Consider the following 25,862-nt stretch of genomic DNA (forward strand, 5'->3'; position numbering starts at 1 on the left):
GCATGCGGAGAGCCGAACCAGCTTCCCAGGCCTGGCCGACAGCCTCTGTCACCAGGCCACCGGCGGTCACCTCTACGGGCGCTGTCCGAGCTTTGGCACAACGGCCCGTCGCAGCACCGCGGTCGTGGCCAGCACTGTCCCGGCCGGCCCGTCAGCGGTGTCCGCCACGAGATAACTGCGCGCGCCGAGGTATTCGTACGTCCGCTCATCGAAGATCCACTCGTCGCGTCGGTTCAGTTCGGTGTACCCGACGGCAACCCCTCGCCGGCCCGCCGCGTCGGTGACTTCGCGGATCAACTCGACCCCCGGAATCTTGGCCGCGGCCCGGTAGAGCACGGCGCTGGTCTGTGGCGTAACCAACGACTCGCGCAGGATGTCGCCGATCGCGGTGAACGCCGCACCGTCGCGGCTGTTGCCCCAACCGCGCTCGTCCCGCTCCCGGTAGAGCCTCGCCAGCAGTTCGTCCGGGTCGCTGGGCAGATCGACGATCTCCGCGTTCGGCGTCACGTCCGTCAGCGTCGTCTGCTCGGGGATCGCACCGATGATCGGCAGGTCGAAAAAGGGCTGCCGGAGCAGGCCGTCACCCTGCTCGTACCGCGGAATCCAGATCTCCCGCTCGTGCACCGGTTGCAGCCGGGCCGGACCGTCACCAAACTCGGCGAACGCAACCCGGCTCTTGATGTAGACGTACTCGCCCTCGCCGGGGCCCGGCTTCTCCGCGGTTGCCGCGGCCATCCGGTGGAGAAACAGGATCGCGCCAGCGTGTTCCCCTTGTTCGACCGCAACGATCAGCGGCGCGCTGTTCGGTGCCCACGGCTGAGCGATCGCTCCGGCCGCGACCGCGGTGGCCAGCACGCCCGCCACCGGCGCAAGCACCAGCATCCGCCGTCGTCGCCGGACCGGCCGCGCGACCTCGTTGATCAGGTGGTGGCGCAGTGCCTGCCGGCGCACCGCCGCAATGGCCGGCACGTGGGGAGCGCTGGGCTCGCTCATCGGTATTCTCCCTGCTTGACGGGGATGATTCGGGTACGGGCCAGTTCCTGCTCTGCCAGCCTCCGCAGCCGGGTCCGGGCCCGCGACAGGCGCGAGCGCACGGTTCCGATGGGTACGCCCAGCGCCTCAGCTGCTGCCGAGTAGTCCAGTTGTGACCACACGCACAGCAGGAACACCTCCCGGTCCGCCCGGCGCAGTGCCCGCAACGCCACCATGGCCGCGGCCACCTGGTCGGCATCGTGCATCCGGCCGACCACTTCGTCGGCGAAGTCCGCGACGGTCTCGTGTACCGGCAGTCGGCGTAGCGCCTCCCGGTGCCGGCGTGCCGCCCGCCGCCGATTGCGCAGCACATTGGTGGCGATGCCGAGCAGCCACGGCCGCAGGCTTTCCCCGTCCGGGTGCAGGGATTCGCGGATCCGCCACGCCTCAAGAAAGGTCAGCGACACCACATCCTCGGCGAGCGCCGGATCGCCCCCGCTCCATACCGCATGCCGATGAATCGCATCGGCATGTTCATCGAAGAGCTCACCGAAGGCGTCGGTGTCACCGGCCCGGATCCGGGCCCGCATCTGTGCTGTCACACCTGTACCTGTCCGCAGCCGCCCCGGAGTTCCCACCGTCCCGAGACATCTCTGCCTACGAATGGTGGCTTACGGTTGCCGAACTGCCCGTCGGCAGCACCACCGGGTCAGGACGGTGCGAAGCGGGCGATCGGGTTGGCCAGGGCGCCGACGAGTTGCAGCGCGGCGGACGGGTCGGCCAGGTCCACCATCTGCTGGTTGTCGCGCAGTTGCAGCCGGTTGAGGCAGGAGAGCGCGAACTCGGGGGCGAACAGGTCGTGGCGGGCCAGCCGGTCGGCCAGGTGGGGCACCCGGTCGGCGTACGCGGTGACGCACTCGGCGACCGTGCGCCAGAAGGTTTCCTCGTCGGTCACGCCCTGGTCGGCCAGGAGCGGGCCGAGGAAGCGGAAGAAGCAGTCGAACACGTCGGTGAAGATGCAGAGCAGCTTCATGTCCTCGGGGACGTCGGCCCGGATCCGCTCGACGGCCGGCGGCAGGGTCGCCTCGGCGTTCATCACCACGATCTCCTCGGCGATGTCCTTGAAGATCACCCGCTCGACGGCGCCGTCGCGCAGCACCAGGATGACGTTCTCCCCGTGCGGCATGAACGCCAGGTCGTAGGCGTAGCAGGCGTGCAGCAGCGGGGTCAGGTAGGCGTGCAGGTAGCGGCGCAGCCACTCGACCGGCGCCAGTCCGGAGGCGGCGATCAGCTCGGCGGCGAACGAGCGGCCGTCGGCGTCGACGTGCAGCAGCGACGCCATGGTGGCCAGCCGTTCGCCGGGGGCCAGGCCGGGCACCGGGCTCTCCCGCCAGAGCGCGGCCAGCATCTTGCGGTACGGCGAGTAGCGGTCGGTGGCGGCCTCGTACTGCCGGTGCCGGTAGCCGACGGCGGCCCGCTCCCGGATGATGGTCAGGCCGGTGTCCCGGAACACGTCGTCGGCGGCGATCAGGTCGGCCAGCCAGTCGTTGATGGCCGGGGTGGCCGCCATGTACGCCGCCGACAGCCCCCGCAGGAAGCCCATGTTCAGCACGGAGAGCGCGGTCTTGACGTAGTGCCGCTCGGGTTGGCTGATGTTGAAGAAGGTGCGGATGGACTGCTGGGCGAGGTACTCGTCCGGCCCTTCGCCGAGGTGGACCAACCGGCGGCGGGCCACCTCACCGGCGAAGGTGACCGCCAGCCTGTTCCACCACTGCCAGGGGTGCACCGGAATGAGGTGGTAGTCGGCCAGGTCCAGGCCGTACCCGGCCATGGTGTCGGCGAAGGCGGTGCGGGTGGCTTCGCCGAGTTCCGCCCGGACCAGCCGGTCGTAGTCCAGGTCGGCGGCGCAGGTGAAGGTGGCATGGTCGCGGTGCGCGGCCACCCAGATCAGGCGTACCGGCCGGGCCGTCTCCGGGGCGTACCGGTGGTATTCGTCGACGCCGAAGCCGAGCCGGCCGTTGTTGGCCACGAAGCAGGGATGCCCCTCGGTCATCGACGTCTCGATGACCTGGAAGTCGGCCTCGACCAGCTTCGCCGCGCTCGGCAGCGGGCGGTCCAGCTTGTACGCGACACCGGCCAGGGTGGAGGTGACCTCCTCCAGGTAGACCGGCAGGATCCGGTCGGTGAGGCCGAGCGAGGTGCGCAGGTCGAGGCAGAGGTCGACGGCGTCGAGCGGCAGCGGCTCGGCACCCCGGTGCCGGGTGATGCTCTCCGGGTCGATGTCCCAGTGCTCCAGGGTCTGCACCCGGGCGGCGAACCGGTAGCGCACCGCCCCCGAGTCGTCGGTCACCGCGTACCATCGCCGGCCGGTGGGGTCGGCGGCCGGGCCGTCCGGTTCGGGCGTGAGCAGTCGCTCGTGGCTGAACTCGGCCAGGGCCTTGCGCACCAGCAGCCGGTTGGCCCGTTCCCAGGTCTCCGGTCGCAGGTGGGCGACCAGGTCAGGCGTGGTCACCAGAGTGCTCCTTCGCTACGGTCGCGGCCCGGAAGCGGGCCCGGGTGCAGATGCTGAGCAACGCCGTCTTCTCCGGCTTGGCGATCGGGCCGATCACCTCGAAGCCGACCGCCGCGTTCAGCGCGTGCACGGCGGTGTTGCGCACGTCCGGCTCGACCACGACCCGTTCGGTGTCGGGGTCGGCGAACAACCACGCCAGCACCGTGGTGAGCACCGCCGTGGTGAAGCCGTGCACCGGCGTCTCCGGCGGCGCGCAGAGGAAATGCATGCCCACGTCGCCGGGGCGGGCGTCGTGGAGCCCGACCAGCTCGACCCGGGCGGGGTCGTACCGTTCGGCGAGGAACGCCGGCTCGCCGCGCCACGAACCCAGGAACGCGTCGTGGTGCGGATGCGCGGCGATGCGCCGGTACTCGGCGGCCACCGCGTCGACGTCGGCGTCGGGCATCAACCAGAACGCCGACCTCGGGTGGGTCACCCAGCGGTGCAGCAGCGGCGCGTCGGCGGCCGGATCGAGCGTACGCAGGGCGAACTCGCCGAGCCGCGGGTCGAGGCGGGTGTGCACGAGGGTGCTCACGCGGGCGCCCCGAACTCCTGGAAGGTGATCGACTTCTCGATCGGGTACGCCTCCCGGCCGAGCAGCTCGCGGATGATCCAGGCGTTGCGGTACGCGCCCATGCCGAGGTCGGGCGAGGTGATGCTGTGCGTGTGGGTGCCACCGTTCTGGAGGAAGACGCGACGCCCGGTGTGGTCGACGCTGTAGTTGCGGGCGACGTCGAGCCGGCCGTGGCCGTCGAAGCGCAGCCGGTCGCGGATCGGCTCGCAGAAGGCGGGCAGCTGGTAGCGGTAGCCGGTGGCCAGCACCAGCCCCTCGGTGTCCAGGGTGAAGTCCCGTTCCTGCTCGACGTGGCGCAGCCCGAGGGTGTGCACACCGGTGTTCTCGTCGTACGTCACGGCGGTCAGCTCGGTGTTGGTCAGCAGGCGGGTGGGCACCGGCGCGTCGACGCTGCGCGCGTAGAGCAGGTCGAAGATGTCGTTGACCAGGTCGGCGGAGATGCCCTTGAACAGCCCCCGCTGCTCGGCTTCCAGCCGGTAGCGGGTCGGCTCGGGCAGGGCGTGGAAGTAGTCCACGTAGTCCGGTGAGGTCATCTCCAGGGTCAGCTTGGTGTACTCCAGCGGGAAGAAGCGCGGCGATCGGGTCACCCAGTTCAGCTGGTAACCGTGGGCGTCGATGTCGGCGAGCAGGTCGTGGTAGATCTCCGCGGCGCTCTGCCCGCTGCCGACGATGGTGATGCTCCGCTTGGCCCGCAACGCGTCGCGGTGTTGCAGGTATCGCGAGTTGTGCACGGCGTCGGAGGTCAGCCCGGCGCAGGCGGCCGGCAGGTGCGGCGGGGTGCCGGTGCCGAGCACCAGGTGCCGGGCACGATGGGTGACGGTCGGGCCCCCCACGGCGGCGGTGACCACGTACCGGTCGTCGGCCGGGTCGTACTCGACGGCGGTGACCCGGTGACCGAAGCGCAGCTTGGGCAGCTTCGCGGCGGCCCACCGGCAGTACGCGTCGTACTCGGCGCGCAGCGGGAAGAAGTTCTCCCGGATGTAGAAGGGGTAGAGCCGGCCGATCTCCTTGAGGTAGGCGAGGAAGGAGTACGGCGAGGTGGGGTCGGCCAGGGTGACCAGGTCGGCCAGGAACGGGGTCTGCAACCGGGACGCCTCCAGCAGCATGCCGGGATGCCAGGAGACGTCGTCGCGGGCCTCCAGGAACAGCCCGTCGAGTTCGGTGATCGGCGCGGTGAGGCAGGCCAGCCCGAGGTTGTACGGACCCAGGCCGATCCCGATGAAGTCGTGGCTTGCCATCCGGCCCTCCAGGCTCGGGTTCGCCGGCGGCACGCTCAGCCGACCGGGCAGGTGAGATCGGCGGCGGTGCGCGCGTACCGGCCGGCGTGCTCGGCGATCAGATCGAGCACGTAGGCGATGTCGGCGCGGGTGGTGGCGGGGTTGAGCACGGTGAACTTGAGGTACTGCCGGCCGTCGACGCGGGTGCCGGCGACCACGGCCAGGCCGGAGGCGGCCAGTTCCGCCCGGGCGTGCAGGTTGGCCGCGTCGGCCAGCTCCGGGCCGGGCCCGGTGGGCCGCCAGCGGAACACGACCGTGCTCAGCGCCGAGCGGGTGAGCACCTCGAACCGGGGGTCGGCGGCGACCAGCTCCCAGGCCTGCGCGGCCCGGTCGCAGACCTCGTCGAACAGCTCGCCGACCGCGTCCGGGCCCATCACCCGCAGGGTCAGCCAGAGCTTGAGGGCGTCGAAGCGGCGGGTGGTCTGCAGGCTCTTGTCGACCTGGTTGGGAATGCGGTCGGCGACCGCCCGGGCCGGGTTGAGGTAGTCGGCGTGCCAGGTGGCGTGCGACAGCGTCCGCCGATCGCGGACCAGCACGGCGCTGGAGCTGACCGGCTGGAAGAAGGACTTGTGGTAGTCGACGGTCACCGAGTCGGCCCGCTCGATGCCGTCGAGCAGGTGCCGGCGGGTCGGTGAGACGAGCAGCCCGCAGCCGTACGCGGCATCCACGTGCAGCCACACCCCGGCGGTGGCGCACCCCTGCGCGATCTCGGCAAGCGGGTCGATGGTGCCGAAGTCGGTGGTGCCGGCGGTGGCCACCACCGCCATCACCGGCAGCCCGGCGCGGCGGCAGCGGGCGATCTCGTGTCGTACCGCCCCGGGGCGCATCCGCCGGTCCGGGCCGGTCTGCACCACCACGACCGCGTCCGGCGCCAGGCCGAGCAGCTTTGCCGCCTTCTGCACGCTGAAGTGCGCGGCCGCCGAGGTGACGATCCGCAGTCGGGGCAGCAGGAGCCGCCGGTCGGCCGGGCTCGCCCCGGCCAGGGCCTCCTCCCGGGCGAGCAGCAGGGCGTGCAGGTTGGACTGGGTGCCGCCGCTGGTGAACACCCCGTCGGCGGCCGGGCCGAGGCCGATCCGGCGGGCCGTCCAGTCGATCAGCCGCCGCTCGATCAGGGTGCCGCCGGCGCTCTGGTCCCAGGTGTCCATCGAGGAGTTGACCGCGCTGAGCACCGCCTCGCCGAGCAGTGCCGGGATGACCACCGGGCAGTTGAGGTGGGCGAGGTAGCGCGGGTGGTGGAAGTAGACCGCGTCGCGCAGGTACACCTCCTCCAACTCGTCCAGCGCGGCGGTGGTGTCGTGCAGCGGCCGGTCCAGGTCTATCGCCTCCACCCGCGGCGCCAGCCGGTCCGGACGTACGCCGCTGAACGGGCCGGTCACCCGGGCCACCCGCCGGGCCACCCGGTCGACGCCGGCCGCCACGGTTCGGCGGTAGTCGTCGACGGTGCCGTCGTTGAGCAGATGGGCCCGGGCGGCCGTCGGCTGGATCGGCGCGGCGGTGTGCACCGGCAGGGTCATCGGATTCCTTCCGTGGGCAGCCGGAACCCGCCGCCGGCGCGGCGCGCGGCGGGTGCTGCGGTCGGTGCGGGTGGTGGGGCCGGGCGGCCGCGATCGACCACGACAGCCGGGAGTTAGGCTAACCTAACCTAACTCCCTGTCAAGCGTCGTTCGGCGTTTCGCACCACACTGGAGGTCACTCTGTCCGCCACCGCACCACCACCTCCGGTGCCGCCGGCAGCGGTACGGTGACGCCGTGAGCGAGCGCACCGCCCGGCGGTACCGGGACGCATACGGGATCCCGCACCTGCGCGCCGCCGACCACGAGGCGCTGGCCTTCGCCCAGGGCCGGGTCACCGCGCTGGACCGGGCCTGGCAGATCGAGGTGGAGCGGCACCGGTCGCAGGGCAGCAGCGCGGCCTTCCTCGGCCCCGACGCCCTCGCCTGGGACAGCTTCGCCCGCCGGGCCCGGCTGGACGACACCGCGCGGCGCTGCCACGCGGCCCTCGACCCGGCCACCGCGCGATGGGTGGGCAGCTACGTGGACGGCGTCAACGCCGGGCTGGCCGCCGGCGCGACACGGGCACCCGAGTTCGCCGCCACCGGGCTGGCCGCCGGGCACTGGCGACCGTGGACACCGCTGGCGATCTGGCTCACCCACCACGTGCTCTTCGCCGGCTTCGGCACCAAGCTCTGGCGCACCCACGTGACCCGGCGGCTCGGCCCGTGGGCCACCCGGCTGTTCGCTGCCGAGGGGCACCTCACCCCGGGCAGCAACGGCTGGCTGCTGGCCGCCGACCGCACCGCCACCGGCGCGGCGCTGATCGCCGGTGACCCGCACCGGATCATCGAGGCGCCCGGCATCTACCAGCAGATCCGGCTGGCCTGCCCGGAGTACGACGTGCTCGGCTTCGCCGTGCCCGGTATACCGGGCATCGCGCACTTCGGTCACGCCGGGGAGGTCGCCTGGGCCATCACCAACGCGATGGCCGACTACCAGGACGGGTACGCCGAACGACTGCGCCGCCGCGACGGCCTGGTCGAGGCGTACGGGCCGGACGGCTGGCGGGCGGCACACCGGCACGTCGAGACGATCGAGGTGGCCGGCGCGGATCCGGTCGAGGTCGAGGTGATCGAGACCGAGCGGGGGCCGGTGATCTCCGGCGGCCCGGACGACGATCCGGCGGTGACGGTCGCCCTGCGGCACCCACCCCGGGTCACCGCCGACCTCGGCTTCGCCGTGCTGCCGGCGCTGCTGCGCGCCCGTACCGTCGGCGACGTCGACGCGGCGGTGGACGGCTGGGTCGAGCCGGTCAACGTGGTGCTCGCCGCCGACACCGCCGGCGGGCTGCTGCACCGGGTCGCCGGTCGGGTGCCGCGGCGCCACCCAGACAACGGGCTGCGGGTGGTGCCGGCCTGGGAGGCCCGCCATGCCTGGCAGGGCTGGCATCCGATGCCGGCCGCCCCGGTCCACCAGGTGGCGGTGATGGCCAACGAGCGCGGCGTCTCCGCCGGGCTCGGGGTGGAGTTCGCCCCGCCGTACCGCGCCGACCGGATCCGGGAGCTGCTCGCCGCCGGCACCGGCTGGCGCCCCGAGCAGATGGCGGCGATCCACACCGACACCCACCTCGCCGCCGCCGAACCGCTGTTGGCGCTGCTCGCCGAGACACCCGGGCTCGGCGTCGAGGCCGTCGCGCTGCGCGAGCGCCTGCGGCGCTGGGACCGCCGGATGGACGCCGACAGCGTCGACGCGGGCACCTTCGCCGACCTGCGGGCGGCGGTGGTCCGTCGGCTCGCCGCCCACCCGGCGCTGGCCGTACTGGACGCCCCGTCCGGCTACCCGGAGGTGTTCGCGCCCTGGCTGGCGCTGCCGCCCCGGGTCGGGTACGCGCTGCCGGCGCTGCTGCACGCCGACCTGCCCGGCCTCGACCGGGACGCCCTGCTGCGGGCCGCGGTCGAGGAGGTCGCCGCCGCCGGTGACCACCGGCGCTGGGGCGAGCGGCACCGGCTCGCGCCGTGGCGGGCGCTGCCCGACCCGGCCGCGCCGGACGGTCCGGAACTCGCCGGGGACCACGACTGCGTGCTGGCCACCGCGAGCGTTCCCGGCGTCACCGACCGGTGCCTACGCGGCCCGGCGGCCCGGTACGTGTGGGATCTCGGCCGGCGGGAGCGCAGCCGGTGGGTGGTGCCGCTCGGCGCCGACGGCACCGGCCCGCACCGCGACGACCAGCTGCCGCGCTGGCTGCGCGGCGAGCTGATCGAGGTGGTCAGCGACTGGGATCGGCTGACCGAGGAGCACGGTGACTGAGCGGCACCGGCACGAGCGGCACGTCCCCGGTTTCGGGGTGGTCGCCTTCCGGCCGGTCGACCCGGACGCCGACGCCGACGTGATCCACTCCTGGGTCAGTCAGGAGCGTGCCCGGTTCTGGGGGATGCGCGACGCCGACCGGGACCGGGTCGCCGAGATCTACCGGTACGTCGACTCGCTACCCACCCACCACGCGTACCTGACGCTGCGCGACGGTGCGCCGGTGGCGCTGTTCCAGACCTACCAGCCGGAGCACGACCCGGTCGGCGAGTGCTACCCGGTCCGCGCCGGCGATTACGGCGGCCACCTGCTGATCGGCACGCCGGTGCGGCCCGAGCCGGGCTTCACCGGCACGCTGCTCGGCGAGTTCATCGCGTTCGTCTTCACCGACCCTGGCCGGCGGCGGCTGGTGATGGAGCCGGACGCCCGCAACGACAAGGCCGTCGCCCGGCTGCGGCGGGCCGGTTTCGTCGACGGCCCCCTGATCGACCTGCCGCACAAGCGGGCCCAGCTGATGTTCAAGTGCAAGGAAGGGCCCCTTCTTAACGCCTCATGCATAGCAGGGGCCCCCTCTTAACATCGCGGCGGCCGGTTCGGCGCCGGGTTGTCGGTGGGCGCGGTTCGACGCCGGTCAGGTTGCCTCGCCGCGCTCCGACAGGGCGTAGCGGGTCAGCACCACGTCGCCGATCTGGCGGGCCTCCAGCACCCGGGCGCGTCGCCCCGGATGCCACGGGAACCGCCCCTCGCCGACGAACCGGGGCGCCCGCCGGTCCCCGACGAAGAAGGGCGCCACCACCAGGTGCAGTTCGTCGGCGAGCCCGGCGGTGAGGAACTGCCCGTGGATCCGGGCGCCGCCCTCCACCAGCAGCCGGCGGATCCCCCGCTCGGCGAGGTCGGCCAGGACGAGCGCCAGGTCGACCGGGTCGCCGACGTCGACCACCGTGGCCCGCTCGCCCAGCCGGTGCCGGGTCTTCTCCACCGCCCCGCGGGCGCAGTAGACGATCCGGTCCGTGACGCCGACGGTGAAGAACCGGGCGTCCGGGTCCAGGTCACCGCAGCCGGTGACGGTCACCCGGGTCGGGGACGCCGGCAGGCCGCGGGCGACCCGGTCGGCCCGGCGGCGATCGCAGCGCACCAGCAGCCGCGGGTCGTCGCGGCGGACCGTGCCGGCACCCACCAGGATCGCGTCGCAGCCGGCCCGGACCGCGTCGACCCGGTCGAGGTCCGCGTCGTTGGAGAGCAGCAGCCGCTCGTCGGTGGCGTCGTCGATGTACCCGTCGATCGAGGTGGCGCAGCTGAGCAGCACGTACGGCCGCGGCGCCGCCCGCGGGCCGGTCACCGGACGAAGGGGAGGTCGGCGGTACGGGCGGCGCGGCTGGCTTTCGCCGCGAGATAGTCGGCGTTGGCCGGGGAGAGGAACACCCCGGTCGGCACCTGCTCGGTCACGGTCACCCCGAGCCGGCTCAACTGCTCGGTCTTCTCCGGGTTGTTGCTCAGCACCGCGATCGGCCCGACGCCGAGCACGGCGAGCATCTGCGCGGCGACGGTGTAGTCGCGCTCGTCCTCGGCATGGCCGAGCGCGACGTTGGCCTCGAACGTGTCCAGCCCGGCGTCCTGCAACGCGTACGCGTCGAGCTTGGCGTACAGGCCGATGCCGCGCCCCTCCTGCCGCAGGTAGAGCAGATACCCGCCGACCTCGGCGATGCGCTGCACGGCCTCGCGCAGTTGCGGGCCGCAGTCGCAGCGCTGGCTGCCGAACACGTCGCCGGTGAGGCACTCACTGTGCGGGCGGACCAGCGGCACGGTCCCGCTGTTCTGCTCGCCGAGGGCGAACGCGAGGTGCTCCCGGCCGTCGACCAGCCCGTCGAAGGTGAACAGCCGGGCGGTGGTGGCGTAGCCGTCGGGGAACCGCAGCGGCACGGTGACCTGCGTCCGGATGGTGGCGACAGGCAGTGATTCGGACATGCGTCTCCTCGTCAGACGGTGGCGGGTACACGGACACGTCGAGCCAGCAGCACGGCGGCTCCGGGCAGGCTCGCGACGAGCACCAGGGCGCCGTACACCGTCGCGGTGGCCACTCCCTCGGCGGCGGTCAGGCCGGCGGCGGCGAACGCCCACGCGGCCACCCCCTCGCGGGGACCGAAGCCGGCGAAGTTGGCCGGCACGCCCATCGCGAGCAGGGCCAGCAGGGTCAGCGGCAGCAGCAGGCTCAGCGGGGCGGTGGAGCCGGCCGTCCGGGCCGCCACCAGGAACGTCGCGAGGTGCCCGGCGACAGCGAGCGCGGAGGCGAACAGCACTCCCGCCCAGGTGCGCCGGCCGAGCAGCCCGGCGCGTACGTCGGACACGGCGGTGCGCAGCGCGCGGGTGAAGCGCGACGCACCGGAGTCGGGCAGCAGCCGGGCGGCCAGCAGCACGCCGGCCAGCACGGCCAGCGCGACCGTGGCCGCCGCCGGCAGGTACGGACGCACCGGCGACGGGAAGGCGAACAGCAGCACGAGCGCGACGGCGACCAGTACGACCTGCCCGGCCATCCGCTCCCACACCACGGCCCGGATGCCACGGCCGATGTCGCCGGCCTCGCGGCCGTGGCGCACCGCCCGGTGCACGTCGCCGAGGATCCCGCCGGGCAGGGTGGCGTTGAGGAACACCGCCCGGTAGCAGTGGGCCACCGCCCGCCGCAGCGGCAGCCGCACGCCGAGCCCGCCGGCGACCAGGCTCCACCGCCAGGCGGCGCAGACCGTGGTGAGCACACCGATGGCCAGGGCCGCAAGCAGCGCGGGCGCGTCGATCAGCCGCAGTCCGGCCAGGAACGGTCCGGTGCCCAGCCAGTAGACCAGCCCCGCCAGCACGGCGAGCCCCGGGGCCAGGCGCAGCCATCCCCAGCGCGACCGGCCGGTCGGGTTGGCCTCGGGCGTGACGCCACCAGCTTCATCCCCCAACGCGGCCTCCCCGGCGAGACGATCTTCCCTGACTGTACGCACGTAACCCACGGGCCGCCGGTTCAACGGCGCACGGCCAGCAGGTCGGTGTGCTCCACCACTACCCCGAGCCGGCCGCCTTCGGCTTCCGCCCGCCGGCGTCGCCCGTATTCGCGGGTGCGCTCGGTCAACTCGGGACACTGTTCCCGGGCCGCGTCGAGCCAGCCGGTGAACCACTGCGCCGCCAGGGCGGCCTGCGCCGGGCCGAGCTGCCACGGGCTGGGCCGGGTCCGCACGGTCACGCCGTGCCGGGCAAACGCGGCGACGCAGGCGTCCGGGGCGTCCGGGCCGAGCAGTCGCCGCCCGTCGCGGGTGCGGCGCTGGTGCGCGTTGAACGCCGCGGCGACCTCGGCGTCCAGCGGGTCGGCCGGGGTCAGCCGTACCGTGCCGGTCACCGAGATCAGGAACAGCGCCGGGCAACCGGCTTCGGCGCACGTGGCGACCAGATGTTCGAGTTCCTCGGCGGTCAGCATGTCCAGCAGGGCCGAGGCGGTGACCAGGTCGGCGCCGCCCAGGTCGGCGGCGGTCAGCCGGGTCAGGTCGGCCCGGCGGGTGCGCACCGTCACCGGCGTGCCGTCGGCGGCGGCGCCGGGCCGCTCGGATGCGGCCTGGGCCAGCAGGTCCGGGTCCTGGTCGTGGAGGATCCAGTGCTGCGGCCCGGGCAGCAACGGCGCCAGCCAGCGCCCCAGCGAGCCGGTGCCGGCGCCGAGGTCGTGCACGACGAAGGGCCCGTCCCCGGTCAGGGTCGCGCGGACCGTGTCGACCAGTTCGGTCGACCGGGCCGCCACGTCGGCCGGCTCCCGCAGCGCGAGCCACTGCGCGAAGTCCGGCGGTAGATCGATGCCGGCACCTGTCTCGCTCACCGTGCCATCGCCTCCTTCAGTGCCGTGGTGATCCGGGTGGTGGTGCTCGTCCAGTCGTCGAGGGTGGCCCGACGCTGCGCGGCGGCCCGGCGCAGGTCCGCTCGGAGCGCCGCGTCGTCCAGCCACTGCCGCAGCGCCGTGGCCAGGGTCGCCGGGTCCTCCGGCGGCACCAGCAGACCCGGGCGGTCGCCGGCCACGGTGTGCCCGAGGGTGTCCGGCAGCCCACCCACGGCGGTGGCGAGCACCGGGATGCCGCGCGCCAGCGCCTCGGTGACCACCATCCCGTACGTCTCCCCTCGGGACGGGTGCACCAGCAGGTCGGCGGCGGCGTACGCGGCGGCGAGCCGGTCGCCGGTCAGCGGCCCGGTCAGCCGGACCCGCCCGTCGAGTCGGTGGACGCGCAGCCGGTCGCGCAGCCGGTCCACGAACGCCGGGTCGCGGTGCAGTGCGCCGACGCAGGTCAACGTCCAGGACCGGTCGGTGACCTCGGCCAGGGCCTCGACCAGCACGTCGTGTCCCTTGTGTGCGGCCACCGCGGCGACGCAGAGCAGCGCCGAGCCGGCCGCCGAGCCCGCCGCGGGTGGCGCCGGATCCACGCCGGGCGCCGCCACGTGCACCCGGTCGGCGGGCAGCGCGTACCGCCGCAGCAGCCGCTCGCGGGTCCAGGCGCTGGTGGCGACGACGGTGGTGGCGCACGCCAACGCCCGGGCCTCGGTGTCGTCGTCGCGGGGCAGGTGCACCAGGGCGACCAGGCGCAGCCGCCGGGCATGCCCGGCGAGGGTGTCCGGCGCCACCGAGGCGACCAGCCCGTCGACGAGCACCAGCGCGTCGTCGGGCAGGCCGGTGAGCACGCCGGCCAGCACGGCGTGCTCCGCCGGTGACGGCTGCGGCCAGGCACCCGGTACGGGATGTTCCCGCACGGTCCAGCCCGTCGCCGCCAGCCCGGCGCAGATCCGCCGGTCGTAGCCGTTGCCGCCGCTGGGCGATGCCGGGTCGTCGATGTCGCCCGGCAGGATCACGTGCAGCACCGGCACGTCAGGCGGTCTCCTCGCCGGCGTCGAGGGACCGTTCGTAGCTGGCCCAGGCGACGTGCGACTCGTGCAGGGTGACCGTGATCCCGGTCAGTCCCCGGGCACCGGGGCCGAGGTCGCCGGCGCGTACGCGGTCGGCGAGCCGGTCGGCGATGGTCCGGGCCAGCACCTCGGTGGTGGTGTTGGTGCCGGCGAAGGCGGGTTCGTCGTCGAGGTTGCGGTAGTTCAGTTCGCCGAGCACCGCGCTGAGCTGCCCGGTGGCCAGCCCGATGTCGACCACGATGCCGTCGTCGTCGACGTCGGGGCGGCGGAAGGTGGCGTCGACAACGAACGTCGCGCCGTGCAGCCGCTGGGCCGGGCCGAAGACCTCGCCGCGGAAGCTGTGGGCGATCATGATGTGGTCACGGACGGTCACGCTGAACACGGATCACTCTCCGTCGTAGGTGATGAGGTGGCACAGCGCGGGCAGGTCGCCCGCGCTCAGTCGGGTGAGCACGTCGGGCAGTTCGGCGAAGGGCGAACGGCCGGTGATCAGCGCGTCGAACGCGGGGTCGGCGAGCAGGTCGAGGGCGATCACCATCCGGTCGGCGTAACTGCGGCTGTCGCGGCGGGCGGGGGCGACCCGGCCGACCTGGCTGCTGCGGATGGTCAACCGGCCGGAGTGGAAGGCGGCGCCCAGGGAGAGCTGCACCGGCCGGTCGCCGTACCAGCTCAACTCCAGCACGGTGCCCTCGGGCGCCAGCAGGTCCAGGCCGCGTTGCAGCCCGGCGGCGCTGGCGCTGGCGTGCACCACGAGGTCGCGCCCGCCGCTGGCCGTCAGCGGCGCGGCGAAGTCGACGCCGAGCGCGGCGGCCACCTCGGCCCGCGTCGGGTCGGTGTCGACCAGTTCCACGCGGACGCCGGGGAAGCGCGCCAGCAGGGCCGCCACCGCGCAGCCGATCATGCCACCGCCGATGACGCTGACCCGGTCACCGACCAGCGGTGGGGCGTCCCAGAGCGCGTTGACGGCGGTCTCCACCGCGCCGGCCAGCACCGCGCGGGCCGCCGGCACCCGATCCGGTACGACGGTAACCGCCTCGGCCGGCACCACGTACGCGCTCTGGTGCGGGTGCAGGCAGAACACCGTACGCCCCAGCAGCCGCGCTGGCCCCTGCTCAACCTCGCCGACGCTGAGGTAGCCGTACTTGACCGGGGCGGGGAAGTCGCCTTCCTGGAACGGCGCGCGCATCGTCGCGTACTGGCTGGCGGGCACGCGACCGGCGAAGACCAGCGTCTCGGTGCCCCGGCTGACCCCCGAGTAGCGGGCGCGGACCAGGACCTGCTCGGCGCGCGGCTCCGGCAGCGTCACCGGGCGGATCTCGCCCACGCCGGGGGCGCTGAGCCAGAAGGCGCGGGCCGCTTGCGTCACCGGTACTTCTCCCTTACCTGCGTCCGGACCGAACCGATCCGTCGTATTTCCCGTATGTCCTGACAGGGGTCGTCGATCATAAACACGGAGGCACGGTGTCCACAGTTCGAACCGGTCCGCAAATCGGGCTGATCGTCCAGATCGTTGCGCTGGTCGGGCTCGCTGCGACGGTCGGTCTCAGCCCGGTGGGCTGGCTGGCCGGGCTGGCGTACGGTGCCGTGACCTGCCTGGCGCTCCTTCGTGGGCTGCGGCACGCCGGTTCGGCCCGGCTCGGTCCGGCCGACTGGGTCACCATGGGCCGTGGGCTGCTGGTCGGCGGGGTGACCGCGCTGATCGTCGACGCGCTGGTCACCGACCGCGCCGCGCCGGTCGGTGTGCTGGTCACGATGACGGCGGTGGCCCTGGCGCTGGACGCCGTCGACGGGCAGGTGGCCCGGCGCACCGGGACGGTCAGCACCCTCGGTGCCCGCTTCGACATGGAGGTCGACTCGTTCCTGGTGCTGATGCTGAGCCTCTACGTCGCCCCGTCGGTCGGGGCCTGGGTGCTCGCCATCGGCGTCATGCGGTACGTGTTCCTCGTCGCCGGCTGGCTGCTGTCCTGGATGGACGCGCAACTGCCGCCCCGGTACTGGCGTAAGGTGGTCGCCGCGGTCCAGGGGATCATGCTCGTGGTCGCCGCTTCCGAGGTGCTGCCCGGGGTGCTGACGGCCCTGGTGCTGGTCGTGGCGTTGGGCATGCTGGTCGAGTCATTCGGCCGGGACGTGGCCTGGTTGTGGCGCCACCGCGCCGACCGGCCGGTGCCGGCGCGGCTCGTGCCGGCGGTGCCGATCGGCAGGCGGAGCATCGACGGGCCCGAGGACCGTGACCTGTCGCCCGCGCCCGTCCTGTCGCTGCGCTGATCCGGGAGAACCAGTTGTCGATCTCCGACCAGGCCACGTCCGCTGCTGCCGAGCCGACCGAACAGCCCGGCCGGTGGCGCCGGGTGCGGGCCGGGGTGGTCAGCGTGCTGGCCGCCGCGCTGGCGCTGGTCACGTTGACCCTGCCCAACCGGCCCTGGCAGATCGCACCCGGCGCGTTCCTGCGGATTCCGCTGGAGGCGTTGCTGCTCGCCGCGCTGCTGCTCGCCCTGCCCGGCCGAGCCCGGCGGGTGGTGGCGGCGATCTCCGGTGTGCTGCTCGGCCTGATCGTCGCGGTGAAGGTCGGCGACATCGGTTTCTACTCGTCGTTGGGCCGCCCGTTCGACCTGGTGCTGGACTGGTCGCTGCTCGGCGCGGCGTTCGACTTCGTGGCCGAGTCGATCGGTCGGTCCGGCGCGATCGCCATCGCGGCGGGTCTCGGGCTGGTGCTGCTGGCCGTACCCGTGCTGAGCGCGCTGTCCACGGTGCGGCTGTCCGGGCTGCTGGACCGGCACCGCACGGCCGCCACCCGGGTCGTCGCCACGCTGGTGGTGGTCTGGGCGCTGCTCGCCGCGTTCCAGGCCCGGATCGTGACCGGCGTGCTGGTGGCCGACACCAACGCCAGCGCGCTGGTGCACGAGCACGCGTCCGAGGTGCGGGCCCGGCTGGCCGACCGTAAGGCGTTCGCCGCCGAGGTGGGCGTCGACCCGTTCCGGGACGTGCCCGCCGACCAGCTGCTCACCGGGCTGCGCGGCAAGAACGTGCTGATCGCCTTCGTGGAGAGCTACGGCCGGGACGCCGTCTCCGACCCCGACTTCGCCACCGTGCAGCGGGTGCTCGACGAGGGCGCGCAACGGCTGGCTGCGGAGGGCTTCGCCGCCCGCAGCGGCTTCCTCACCTCCCCGACGGTGGGCGGGGCGAGCTGGCTGGCGCACGCCACCCTGCTGTCCGGGTTGTGGATCGACAACAACCAACGCCACAAGAGCCTGCTCGCCAGCGACCGGTTCACCCTCGGCGACGCCTTCGCGCGGGCGCAGTGGCGCACGGTCGGGATGATGCCGGCGGTCAACCAGGCGTGGCCGGAGGGAGCGTTCTACGGCTACGAGCAGTTCTACAGTGGACCCGACCTGGGCTATCAGGGCCCGAGGTTCGCCTTCGCGCCGATGCCCGACCAGTTCGCCCTGCACCGGTTCCACCAGCGCGAACTCGCCGGGCCGCGGGACCGGCCGGTGATGGCCGAGTTGTCGCTGGTCTCCAGCCACTCACCGTGGACCAAAGTGCCCTCGCTGGTCGGGTGGGACGAGATCGACGACGGGGAGGTGTTCCGGCAGGGCGTCATCGGCACCCCGGCGGCACAGGCCCGCACCGGTTACCGGCACTCGATCAGCTACACGCTGCGTACGCTGATCTCCTACCTGGAGACCTACGGCGACGACGACACGGTGCTGGTCATCGTGGGTGACCACCAGCCAGCCCCGGTGGTCACCGGCGACAACCCCAGCCCGGACGTGCCGATCCACCTGCTCGCCAAGGACCCGGCGGTGCTGGAGCGGATCACCGACTGGGGCTGGCAGGAGGGCCTGACGCCGGATGCCGCCGCACCGGTCTGGCCGATGGACGCCTTCCGCGACCGCTTCCTCACCACCTTCGGTCCCACCCCCGACCGGCCTCAGACCCAGGGTCGCTGAGGCCGGTCCGGAGCGTTCCGATCGGTGCCGGCGGTGGTCGCGGCTACCGCCGGCTCCATTGCTGGTTGACCTGGCCGTTGCAGGTCCAGAGGACGAGTTTCGTGCCGTTGGCGGTACCCGCGGCGTTGGCGTCCAGGCAGAGGCCGGACTGCACGCCGGTGATGGTGCCGTTGGCGTTCACCTGCCACTGCTGGTTCGTCCCACCGTGGCAGTCGTAGATGGTGACCCGGGTGCCCGGCGACGTGCCGTAGCCCTCGGCGTCGAGGCACTTGTTGCCGTAGACGGTCAACGCCCGGCTGGACGTGTGGGTCCACTGCTGGTTGGTGCCGCCGTGACAGTCCCACAACTGGAGCTGGGTGCCGTTGGTGGTGCTGTAGCCCGGGACGTCGAGGCACCGGCCGGACGCGGCGCCGACGATCGCGGTGGCCTGTCCTCCGCCACCGCCACTGCCCGGGTTGCCGATGCTGCCGGGTACCGACTGCAACGCGGCGTACCAGACCGCGGCCATCTTGTCGTAGCCGTTGGCGGTCGGATGGATGCCGTCGATCAGGTCGCCGGTGGTCAGGGCACTGTTCATGTTCACCAGGTGCACCCGCTTGCCCGCGTTCACCTTGCTCTGCACGATGCCGGGGATCGCCGCGTTGAAGGTGCGTACGGCCGCCGCCTGGTTGCTGTTGGTGAGCGTGATGATCTGCGCGACGAACACGTCCGCGTCGGGCGCGGTGGTGGTGATCCGGTCGATCAGGGTGGAGAGTCGGTTCGGCGCGCTGCTCACGTTGTAGTTCTGCAGGATGTCGTTGGTGCCGATGTGCAGCAGGACGGTCCGCGGTCGCTGGGTGTTCAACCAGCCGACGATGTTGGCGTCGATCTGGTCGATGCGCCAACCGGGATGCCCTTGATGATCACGGTCACCGAGGCTGGCCGGCCCGTTGAACTGCGACCCAACGAAGTCCACCGTGTATCTGCCGTTGACCAGGCGCTGCCACAGACCTATGCGGTACCCGCCCGGAATCTGGGTGCCCTCGGTGATGGAGTCGCCGAGCGGCATCACCCGCACCCCGCCGTTGGACTCCGCGCTGGCCGCACCGGGCTGTGCCGCCACCCCGGCGACCACGAGACCGAGCGCGGCGACCGCAGCGAGCCATCGTCCCCTCGTACGCATCATCAACTCCTGCCCTCTGCTTCCCCAGCGCGACCGGCTTCACCCGTCGCGAGTCCTCTGTGAACGCTAACACTTACATTAATCGATCTCCACCCCCTTTCCCCCCACCCCTCGCGCCGTCGATCTTGCAGTTTCTGTCGCCGCATAAGTTGCGAAAGCCGCATTTCGGCGACCAAAAGTGCAAGATCGACGGCGCAAGGGGGTGGGGCGAGGGGTGGGGGGTGGGGGTGGGTCAGGGGGAGGGTTTGTGGGCGACGAGGATGTCGCGGGTTATGGCCTGGTCCACACGGTGGGCCAGGCAGCGCCAGGGGGCGTGGTCCAGGACGGTGAGGCCGGCGGCGGTCAGGCGTTCGGCGGCGGCCTCGCGCCGGGCCACGTTGGTGTTCCAGGAAATGCCGAGGGCACCGCCGGGGCGCAGCAGGCGTGCCCAGCCCGGCGCGGCGGCGGCGAGCAGGGCCAGCGGGTCGCGGGCCAGGCCCTGCTCGGCGGTACGGCTGCCGTGCTGCACGCCGTACGGCGCATCGGCCACCACCAGGTCGATGCTCTCCGGACGGAAGAACTCGCCAGCGCGGGTGGTGTCGGCGCTGACCACGTCCACCATCTGCACGTCGCCGGCCCGGCACGCCTCCTTCGAGGTGGCCACCTCCACCCGCAGCCGCCGGCCGACCACCTTGCGTTCCCGGCGCACCGGCCCGGACTCCAGCACCCGGTGCTTGACCCGCTTGCGCTTGAGCCAGGTGGTCAGGAACGCCTGGTACGCCTCGAAGTCCTTGCCGTCCCGGTCCAGGCCGGCGGCGTCGAAGCCGTACATCATCGCCTGGTTGACCGTGGTGCCCCGGCCGCACAGCGGGTCCAGCACCCGGAACCGCCGGGTGAGCAGTTCCTCGGCCCAGGTGGAGGCGAGCAGGGTGACGTTGAGCAGCAACTTGGTGAACTGTTCGTTGGTCTTGCCCGGGTACTTCTGAATGGTGATCAGATCGTCGTCGAAGCGGTCCAGCCGGGTCAGCGGCACCGGACGCAGCAGGTCGCCGACGAACTCGAACAGCGCGTACGCGCTGGACAGGTTGCCCAGCAGCGCCGCGTCCCGTTCGCTCAGCCCGCCGTCGACGTCGAACGTGAGGTAGCGGACACCGCCGATGGTGTCGGTCTCCACCGCCCCGATCCGGCCGCTCAGCAGCGCGTCACCGAAGATCCTCAGCTCCGCCCGCGTCAGGTCGACGGCGGCAGCGGCGTACACCCGGTTGCTCGAAGGCAGGATCAACATCCCGTAGCGCTTCACGACCAGCCACTATCGCACGCCGCCGATCCCCTCCCGCGCGCGCCCATTCGCGTGGGAGGGGCGGACCGGACTCAGGCGGGGAGACCACCGACCTGGGTGTTGATCCAGGAGCGGATGGCGGGCAGGTCACCGTAGATGGAGGGGCCGGTGGCGCAGGTGGCGTTGTTGTTGCCGGAGCGGCTGGTCGCGCCGATCACGTTCCAGACGCCGTTGATCCGACGCACCTGCGGGCCGCCGGAGTCGCCATAGCAGGCGCCGGAGTTGCCGTTCGGGTTGTCGGTGCAGATCTCGTAGGTGGCGTTGATGCCGCTGCACCGGCTGTCCGCCACGATCGAGGTGTCCAATTCGTACGCGGTGGTCGGCGCCGAGCCGCAGCCACGTACCGGGCAGGTCAGCCCCCAGCCGATGATCCGGGTGGCGGTGCCCACCGCCCCCGACGAGGTCGGGATCGGCGCCGGTGCGTAGCCGACGGAGCTGGACAGCTGGAACAGCTTGACGTCGATGCTCGGGTGGTTGACCGCCCGGCTCACCCCGACCACGGTGCCGCCGCTGGAGCGGTTGACGCTGCCCACCCGGACCGACGAGGGGGTCGAGCAGTGCTTCGCGGTGACCACCCAGTTGGCCTTGATCAGGGTGCCGGTGCAGCCCGAGGTGTACACCAGCCACGGATAGTTCTCGGTGGCCGGCCGACCGCCGACCACGAACGTCCCGATGTCGGAGTCCCCGGTCCAGGTGTAACTGCCGGCGGCGGCCACGCTGCGGCTGCCGGCGAAGAGCTGGTTGACCCGGCTGGCCTCGGCCGAGCTGGGGTTGGCGTTGGTGCAGGAGACCGGCGCGCTGCTGCCGGACATCAGATCGGTGCAGAGCCCGGTACGCCGGTCGGGCAGGCCGAGGATGTGGCCCAACTCGTGGCTGGCGATCCGGGTGCGGTGGTAGCCCTGGTTGACCGCCTGCCATCCCATCCAGATCCGGCCGGAGCCCAGCCCGGTGACCTGCGCCCGGGGCCAGCCGTCGTCGACCAGGATGGTGACGCTGGCGGGTGTGCCCGGCACCAGCCGGACGTTGCTGACCCGGCTGTTCCAGATCTGGGCGGCCTGGTCGAAGTTGGTCCGGAACTCGCCGGCCCGGCTGGCGTCGTAGTAGACGGTCCGGGCGGCCGAGGCACCGGTGGCGGTCGCCACCTGAACCCCGGTCGCCGCCAGCACCGCCGCCAGCGCGGCGGTGGCCACGCGCAGCAGTCGTCGTCGGATCATCACGCACTCCCCTGCGGACTATGCGGCGCACCGACGCGCCGCAATCGATGTGCGTGAATGTTAATGGTCGCCGTCGGCGGAATGTCATCGCGAAAGTGTCATACCGCCGGACGGCTGTTACCCGGGTGTTACGTCACGGTGAAGCTCCGGTGGCACGCCACTTCGACAGTGAAGCCACGAGGTCTCCGCCCGCACGCGGCGGGCGGAGAGGAGAGGGGACGACGATGAGGATCAGAAGGACCATGACCGCGCTGGTCGTGGCGTTCGCGGCGCTGCTCGCCGCAGCCGCGGCCGCCACCCCCGGGACGGCGGCCGACGCGCCGTACTGCGGGATCACCTGGGGCAGCGGGGACAAGACGGCCGGACCGATGAGCAGCTCCCCGCTGGTCGAGGTACGCACCGGCCGGCACGAGTGCCACGACCGGGTGGTGTTCGAGTTCGACGGCCCCGTCACCGGCTACTCCGTCGGCTACGGCGAGACGTACACCGACGGTGAGGGGCTGGCGTTGTCGCCGTACACCGCCGGTGGCGCGCTGCTGCGGGTGTCGCTGCGCGCGCCCGCGTACGACGACGAGCACCTCGCGACGGTGCTGTACCGGGTCGGCGACCACGTGGCCAACGTGGTGCGCTACCAGACCCTGCGCGACGTGGTCTTCGGCGGCAGTTTCGAGGGCTACACCACCTTCGCCGTCGGCGTGCGGGCGCGGCTGCCGTTCCGGGTGTTCCTCCTGGCCGGCCCCGGCACGCACAGCCGGATCGTGCTCGACGTGGCGCACCAGTGGCAGCAATGACCGACCGCGGGGGCGGGGGTCCGGCGCCGGCCGGTCCCCCGTTCCCGGCCGTCACGCCGAGCGACGCCCGGCCGCCCGCGGACTACCCTGGGTGCATCATGGACGGCTGCGTGCTGGTGGTCGAGGACGACGCCTCCATCCGGGAGGTCACCGCCCTCGGGCTGCGCCGCGCCGGATTTCGGGTCGACACCGCCGTCGACGGCCGGCAGGCCCTCGCGGCCTGGCGGGCCGGGCCGGTCGACCTGATTGTGCTGGACGTGATGCTGCCCGGGCTGGACGGCCTCGAGGTGTGCCGCGAGATCCGGCGCAGCAGCACGGTGCCGATCCTCATGCTGACCGCCCGCACCGACACCATCGACGTGGTGGTCGGCCTGGAGTGCGGCGCCGACGACTACTTGCGCAAGCCCTTCGACCTGCCCGAGCTGGTGGCCCGGGTCCGCTCGGTGCTGCGCCGCACGGTCGCCCCGCCGGAGCCGGGCCCGCTGCGGATCGGCGGCCTGGAGATCGACCCGGGCGCCTTCGTGGCCCGCCGCGACGGCGCCGAGCTGCCGTTGACCGCCACCGAGTTCCGCCTGCTGCTGGAGCTGGCCCGCCGCCCCGGGCAGGTCTTCACCCGCGAACTGCTGCTGGAACGGGTCTGGAACCACAGCTATCTCGGCGACAGCCGGCTGGTCGACGTGGCGGTGCAGCGGCTGCGCGCCAAGGTCGAGGACGACCCCGGCAACCCGCGACTGATCCGCACCGTGCGCGGTGCCGGCTACAAGTTCACCGCCGGATGACCGGGCGGCGGCGATGCTCCCCGACACCGTACGCCCCGGCCGGCTGCGCCGCCGGCTGACCGTCGCGTTCGTGCTCGTCGCCGGGGTCTCCGCGGGGGTCCTCGCCGGCGGGTCCTACCTGCTGCTGCGGCAGGCCCGCTACGACGCCTCGCTGCACGCCGCCGCCGCCGACGCCCGCTACCAGCTGGTGCTGGCCGGTCAGTTCCTGCCGCTGACCGAGCAGCGCCGCGCCGAGCTGCTCACCAGTTTCGAGGGCAGCGGCCGGCACGTGGTGCTCGTCGCCGGGGACGCCTGGCCGTCGCATCCGGCGTACGCGCCGCCGCTGGGCGAGCAGCTGCGGGCCACGGTCGCGGCCGGACAGCTCGGCTACGAACGCGGCGGGCTGTCCCGGCTGCTCGTGGTGGGCGGCCGGATCCCCGGTTCCACCGTCGAGCTGTACGTCATCACCGACGAGGGCGATCTCGCCGTCGGCCTGGACCAGCTGCGCAACGCCCTCGCGGCGGGCTGGGTCCTGGTGGTGCTGCTCGCCGCCGCCGTCGGGCACACCCTCGCCCGGCGCACCCTGGAACCGGTGGGGCGGGCCAGCCGAGCCGCGCGGGCGATCACCGAAGGGCTGCTCGCCACCCGGCTACCGGTCCGTGGCCGGGACGAGTTCAGCGCCTGGGCCGCCTCGTTCAACGAGATGGCCGAGGCACTGGAGGCGAAGATCGCGGCGCTGCACCGGGCGCAGGAGCGGGAGCGGCGGTTCACCGCCGACGTGGCGCACGAGCTGCGTACCCCGGTCACCGCCCTGGTGGCCGCGGCCTCCCTGCTGCGCGACCACCTCGACCAACTGCCCGCCGACGCCCGTCGGGCCGGCGAGCTGCTGGTCAGCGATGTGGTCCGGCTACGCCGGCTGGTGGAGGACCTGATGGAGATCTCCCGATTGGACGCGGGGCAGGTGGCCGTCGCCGACGCCGACGTGGACGCGCCGGCCCTGCTGCACGCGATCCTCGCCGCCCGCGGCTGGCGGGACCGGGTCGCCGTCGCCGTTGCCGTCGCCGTCGCCGGCGACGGCGACGGCGACGGCGACGGCGAACCGGTCCGGCTGCGCACCGACCCGCGCCGGCTGGAACGGGTGCTGGGCAACCTGATCGCGAACGCAGTGCAACACGGCGACGGCGAGATCCGGGCGCGCGTCACCCGGCGGCTCGGTCGCGTGGTCTTCGAGGTCGACGACCAGGGTCCCGGCATCCCGGTCGAGCACCTGCCGCGCCTGTTCGACCGCTTCCACAAGGTCGACCCGGCGCGCTCCGGCGGCGGCAGCGGGCTCGGCCTGGCCATCGCCCAGGAGAACGCCCGGCTGCTCGGCGGCCGACTGACCGTGCACAGCGCCCCCGGCTTCGGCACCCGGTTCCGGCTCGACCTGCCCGACGCCCCGGACACGGAGATCGGATCAGCGGCCGCCCACTCGTCACCGCGGTCACCCGGCGGCGAGCCTGGCGGTGCCAGGTGAGCCGGCACGCGGCCACGGCCCCGGTCCGGCGGCCGGTCAGGCCGTGCCGAACGAGCGGCCCGACGGTCACCGCGGTCGTCATCGTGCTGCTGCTGGCCACCGGCTGCGCGCCGTCGCGGTCCGGAACACTGGGACCGGCACCCACCGCCCCTGCCCCGACCTCGGCCACCCCCACCAGCGTCGGCCCGCCGGCCACCACCACACCGGCGCCCAGCGGCACCCCCGCGCCCGCGCCGCCGACCACCGGCGTCGCCGGCACCACCCGGCCCGCGACCCTCACCCTGGAGCTGTGGTACGTCCGCGACGGGCGGCTCGCCCCGACCCGACGGACCCGACCGGCCACGGTGGCCACCTCCCGGCTCGCCCTGACCGAGCTGGCCGCCGGACCGACCCCGACCGAGGCCGCGGCCGGTCTGGTCACCCTGCTGCCCGACGGCGCCGAGGTGAGCCGGATCGCCGACGGCGTCGCGACCCTCCGCCTGCCCGACGCACCCGATCCGGCCACCGCCCGGACGCGCGAGGCCCAGGTGGTCTACACACTCACCCAGTTCCCCACCGTCCGGCGGGTCGCCTTCGGCCGGGACGCGCCGGCCGGCCGCGCCGACTACGCCGACCTGTTGCCCGCGATCGTGGTCACCGGCCCGGTCATCGGTGACCGGGTGACCAGCCCGGTCACCGTGCTCGGCACCGCCGACGTGTTCGAGGCGACCGTCAGCGTCCGGTTGCTCGACGCCGCCGGCCGGCAGCTCGCCACCGCGTTCACCACCGCCACCTGCGGCACCGGCTGCCGCGGCGCCTACCGGGTCACCGTCGGCTACCGGCTGGCCCGCCAGCAACCCGGCACCATCGAGGTGTACGAGGTGTCGGCCGCCGACGGCTCGCGTACGAACCTGGTCGCCGTCCCGGTGACCCTGGCCGCCACGAGGTGAGCCGGACGGTCAGTTGGGTTTGCTGGCCAGGTACTCGGCGTGGCTGAACGGGACGACGCAGCAGCGCGCCATCTCATTCCGGGAGGCCACGTATCACCCCCATCGATTTCTGTTTGGCGAGGAACGACGTCATCG

Annotated in this window: 22 protein-coding genes and 1 pseudogene; 7 read left to right on the forward strand and 16 right to left on the reverse strand. The window is 73.1% G+C overall.

Annotated elements, in window-relative coordinates; translation table 11 throughout:
• Positions 1-72 precede the first annotated feature (72 nt).
• From IEY61_RS02795 to IEY61_RS02820, 6 genes are all read right to left on the reverse strand, one after another.
• The gene (locus tag IEY61_RS02795) at positions 73-993 is read right to left on the reverse strand and encodes a CU044_5270 family protein (RefSeq protein WP_189040630.1); all 921 of its coding nucleotides are present in this window, start codon (positions 991-993) and stop codon (positions 73-75) included.
• Positions 990-1,574: an RNA polymerase sigma factor gene (locus IEY61_RS02800; protein ID WP_229705636.1), complete on the reverse strand. Its 585-nt coding sequence runs from the start codon at positions 1,572-1,574 to the stop codon at positions 990-992. The genes IEY61_RS02795 and IEY61_RS02800 overlap by 4 nt, the downstream gene beginning before the upstream one ends.
• A gap of 107 nt (positions 1,575-1,681) precedes the next feature.
• Positions 1,682-3,484 carry an IucA/IucC family protein gene (locus IEY61_RS02805; RefSeq protein ID WP_189040631.1) on the reverse strand — a complete coding sequence of 601 codons (1,803 nt, stop codon included), beginning with the start codon at positions 3,482-3,484 and terminating at the stop codon, positions 1,682-1,684.
• Complete coding sequence (locus tag IEY61_RS02810; protein ID WP_189040632.1) at positions 3,471-4,058, reverse strand: GNAT family N-acetyltransferase; 588 nt, start codon at positions 4,056-4,058, stop codon at positions 3,471-3,473. Before IEY61_RS02810 ends, IEY61_RS02805 begins: the two co-directional genes overlap by 14 nt.
• Positions 4,055-5,335: a lysine N(6)-hydroxylase/L-ornithine N(5)-oxygenase family protein gene (locus IEY61_RS02815; protein ID WP_189040633.1), complete on the reverse strand. Its 1,281-nt coding sequence runs from the start codon at positions 5,333-5,335 to the stop codon at positions 4,055-4,057. Before IEY61_RS02815 ends, IEY61_RS02810 begins: the two co-directional genes overlap by 4 nt.
• 35 nt (positions 5,336-5,370) lie before the next feature.
• Positions 5,371-6,888, reverse strand: coding sequence for a pyridoxal phosphate-dependent decarboxylase family protein (locus IEY61_RS02820; protein WP_189040634.1), 1,518 nt, complete (start codon positions 6,886-6,888; stop codon positions 5,371-5,373).
• Between the two features lie 235 nt (positions 6,889-7,123).
• On the opposite strand from IEY61_RS02820, the gene IEY61_RS02825 reads away from it, so the two are divergent.
• A complete protein-coding gene (locus IEY61_RS02825) occupies positions 7,124-9,175 on the forward strand; it encodes a penicillin acylase family protein (protein WP_189040635.1) in 2,052 nt (683 codons plus the stop codon).
• Positions 9,168-9,752, forward strand: a complete 585-nt coding sequence (locus IEY61_RS02830) for a GNAT family N-acetyltransferase (protein ID WP_189040636.1) — start codon at positions 9,168-9,170, stop codon at positions 9,750-9,752. The genes IEY61_RS02825 and IEY61_RS02830 overlap by 8 nt, the downstream gene beginning before the upstream one ends.
• A gap of 54 nt (positions 9,753-9,806) precedes the next feature.
• Here IEY61_RS02830 and IEY61_RS02835 read toward each other — a convergent pair whose 3' ends face one another.
• From IEY61_RS02835 to IEY61_RS02865, 7 genes are all read right to left on the reverse strand, one after another.
• Positions 9,807-10,514 carry a RibD family protein gene (locus IEY61_RS02835; RefSeq protein WP_189040637.1) on the reverse strand — a complete coding sequence of 236 codons (708 nt, stop codon included), beginning with the start codon at positions 10,512-10,514 and terminating at the stop codon, positions 9,807-9,809.
• Positions 10,511-11,140 (reverse strand): GTP cyclohydrolase II, encoded by a 630-nt coding sequence (locus tag IEY61_RS02840; RefSeq protein WP_189040638.1) that lies wholly within the window; start codon positions 11,138-11,140, stop codon positions 10,511-10,513. Before IEY61_RS02840 ends, IEY61_RS02835 begins: the two co-directional genes overlap by 4 nt.
• A gap of 11 nt (positions 11,141-11,151) precedes the next feature.
• Positions 11,152-12,114 carry a lysylphosphatidylglycerol synthase domain-containing protein gene (locus IEY61_RS02845; protein WP_189040639.1) on the reverse strand — a complete coding sequence of 321 codons (963 nt, stop codon included), beginning with the start codon at positions 12,112-12,114 and terminating at the stop codon, positions 11,152-11,154.
• Positions 12,115-12,176: 62 nt separating this feature from the next.
• Positions 12,177-13,016, reverse strand: a complete 840-nt coding sequence (locus tag IEY61_RS02850; protein ID WP_189040640.1) for a class I SAM-dependent methyltransferase — start codon at positions 13,014-13,016, stop codon at positions 12,177-12,179.
• Positions 13,013-14,050 carry a glycosyltransferase family 4 protein gene (locus IEY61_RS02855; RefSeq protein WP_189040641.1) on the reverse strand — a complete coding sequence of 346 codons (1,038 nt, stop codon included), beginning with the start codon at positions 14,048-14,050 and terminating at the stop codon, positions 13,013-13,015. Before IEY61_RS02855 ends, IEY61_RS02850 begins: the two co-directional genes overlap by 4 nt.
• Before the next feature lies 1 nt (position 14,051).
• On the reverse strand, positions 14,052-14,471 hold the full coding sequence (locus IEY61_RS02860) for a 6-pyruvoyl trahydropterin synthase family protein (RefSeq protein WP_189040642.1): 420 nt from the start codon (positions 14,469-14,471) through the stop codon (positions 14,052-14,054).
• A 3-nt stretch (positions 14,472-14,474) separates the two neighbouring features.
• On the reverse strand, positions 14,475-15,455 hold the full coding sequence (locus tag IEY61_RS02865) for a zinc-dependent alcohol dehydrogenase (RefSeq protein WP_189040643.1): 981 nt from the start codon (positions 15,453-15,455) through the stop codon (positions 14,475-14,477).
• 95 nt (positions 15,456-15,550) lie between these two features.
• On the opposite strand from IEY61_RS02865, the pseudogene IEY61_RS32055 reads away from it, so the two are divergent.
• Positions 15,551-18,039, forward strand: a pseudogene (locus IEY61_RS32055) (CDP-alcohol phosphatidyltransferase family protein).
• Between the two features lie 43 nt (positions 18,040-18,082).
• Here the strand turns inward: IEY61_RS32055 and IEY61_RS02880 are convergent.
• From IEY61_RS02880 to IEY61_RS02890, 3 genes are all read right to left on the reverse strand, one after another.
• Positions 18,083-19,201: a ricin-type beta-trefoil lectin domain protein gene (locus tag IEY61_RS02880; protein ID WP_189040646.1), complete on the reverse strand. Its 1,119-nt coding sequence runs from the start codon at positions 19,199-19,201 to the stop codon at positions 18,083-18,085.
• Positions 19,202-19,433: 232 nt separating this feature from the next.
• Positions 19,434-20,480, reverse strand: coding sequence for a TRM11 family SAM-dependent methyltransferase (locus tag IEY61_RS02885; protein WP_189040647.1), 1,047 nt, complete (start codon positions 20,478-20,480; stop codon positions 19,434-19,436).
• 71 nt (positions 20,481-20,551) lie between these two features.
• The gene (locus tag IEY61_RS02890) at positions 20,552-21,733 is read right to left on the reverse strand and encodes a snapalysin family zinc-dependent metalloprotease (RefSeq protein WP_189040648.1); all 1,182 of its coding nucleotides are present in this window, start codon (positions 21,731-21,733) and stop codon (positions 20,552-20,554) included.
• Positions 21,734-21,957: 224 nt separating this feature from the next.
• On the opposite strand from IEY61_RS02890, the gene IEY61_RS02895 reads away from it, so the two are divergent.
• The 4 genes from IEY61_RS02895 to IEY61_RS02910 all read left to right on the forward strand — a co-directional run bounded on the left by IEY61_RS02895 (position 21,958) and on the right by IEY61_RS02910 (position 25,727).
• A complete protein-coding gene (locus tag IEY61_RS02895) occupies positions 21,958-22,524 on the forward strand; it encodes an AMIN-like domain-containing (lipo)protein (RefSeq protein ID WP_189040649.1) in 567 nt (188 codons plus the stop codon).
• A gap of 98 nt (positions 22,525-22,622) precedes the next feature.
• Complete coding sequence (locus IEY61_RS02900; protein ID WP_189040650.1) at positions 22,623-23,303, forward strand: response regulator; 681 nt, start codon at positions 22,623-22,625, stop codon at positions 23,301-23,303.
• A 13-nt stretch (positions 23,304-23,316) separates the two neighbouring features.
• Positions 23,317-24,798 carry an ATP-binding protein gene (locus IEY61_RS02905; RefSeq protein ID WP_189040651.1) on the forward strand — a complete coding sequence of 494 codons (1,482 nt, stop codon included), beginning with the start codon at positions 23,317-23,319 and terminating at the stop codon, positions 24,796-24,798.
• The gene (locus IEY61_RS02910; protein ID WP_189040652.1) at positions 24,795-25,727 is read left to right on the forward strand and encodes a Gmad2 immunoglobulin-like domain-containing protein; all 933 of its coding nucleotides are present in this window, start codon (positions 24,795-24,797) and stop codon (positions 25,725-25,727) included. Before IEY61_RS02905 ends, IEY61_RS02910 begins: the two co-directional genes overlap by 4 nt.
• Positions 25,728-25,862: the final 135 nt, after the last annotated feature.

Origin of the sequence: Micromonospora sonchi, assembly GCF_014646235.1 — a bacterium.
GTDB lineage: Bacteria > Actinomycetota > Actinomycetes > Mycobacteriales > Micromonosporaceae > Micromonospora > Micromonospora sonchi.

What these genes read in the sequence shown, in the direction of transcription:
- IEY61_RS02840 (WP_189040638.1), bottom strand. Translation starts at nt 11,140, where the DNA reads ATGTCCGAATCACTGCCTGTCGCCACCATCCGGACGCAGGTCACCGTG.
- IEY61_RS02895 (WP_189040649.1), top strand. Translation starts at nt 21,958, where the DNA reads ATGAGGATCAGAAGGACCATGACCGCGCTGGTCGTGGCGTTCGCGGCG.
- IEY61_RS02890 (WP_189040648.1), bottom strand. Translation starts at nt 21,733, where the DNA reads ATGATCCGACGACGACTGCTGCGCGTGGCCACCGCCGCGCTGGCGGCG.
- IEY61_RS02900 (WP_189040650.1), top strand. Translation starts at nt 22,623, where the DNA reads ATGGACGGCTGCGTGCTGGTGGTCGAGGACGACGCCTCCATCCGGGAG.
- IEY61_RS02795 (WP_189040630.1), bottom strand. Translation starts at nt 993, where the DNA reads ATGAGCGAGCCCAGCGCTCCCCACGTGCCGGCCATTGCGGCGGTGCGC.
- IEY61_RS02905 (WP_189040651.1), top strand. Translation starts at nt 23,317, where the DNA reads ATGCTCCCCGACACCGTACGCCCCGGCCGGCTGCGCCGCCGGCTGACC.
- IEY61_RS02820 (WP_189040634.1), bottom strand. Translation starts at nt 6,888, where the DNA reads ATGACCCTGCCGGTGCACACCGCCGCGCCGATCCAGCCGACGGCCGCC.
- IEY61_RS02880 (WP_189040646.1), bottom strand. Translation starts at nt 19,201, where the DNA reads ATGCGTACGAGGGGACGATGGCTCGCTGCGGTCGCCGCGCTCGGTCTC.
- IEY61_RS02815 (WP_189040633.1), bottom strand. Translation starts at nt 5,335, where the DNA reads ATGGCAAGCCACGACTTCATCGGGATCGGCCTGGGTCCGTACAACCTC.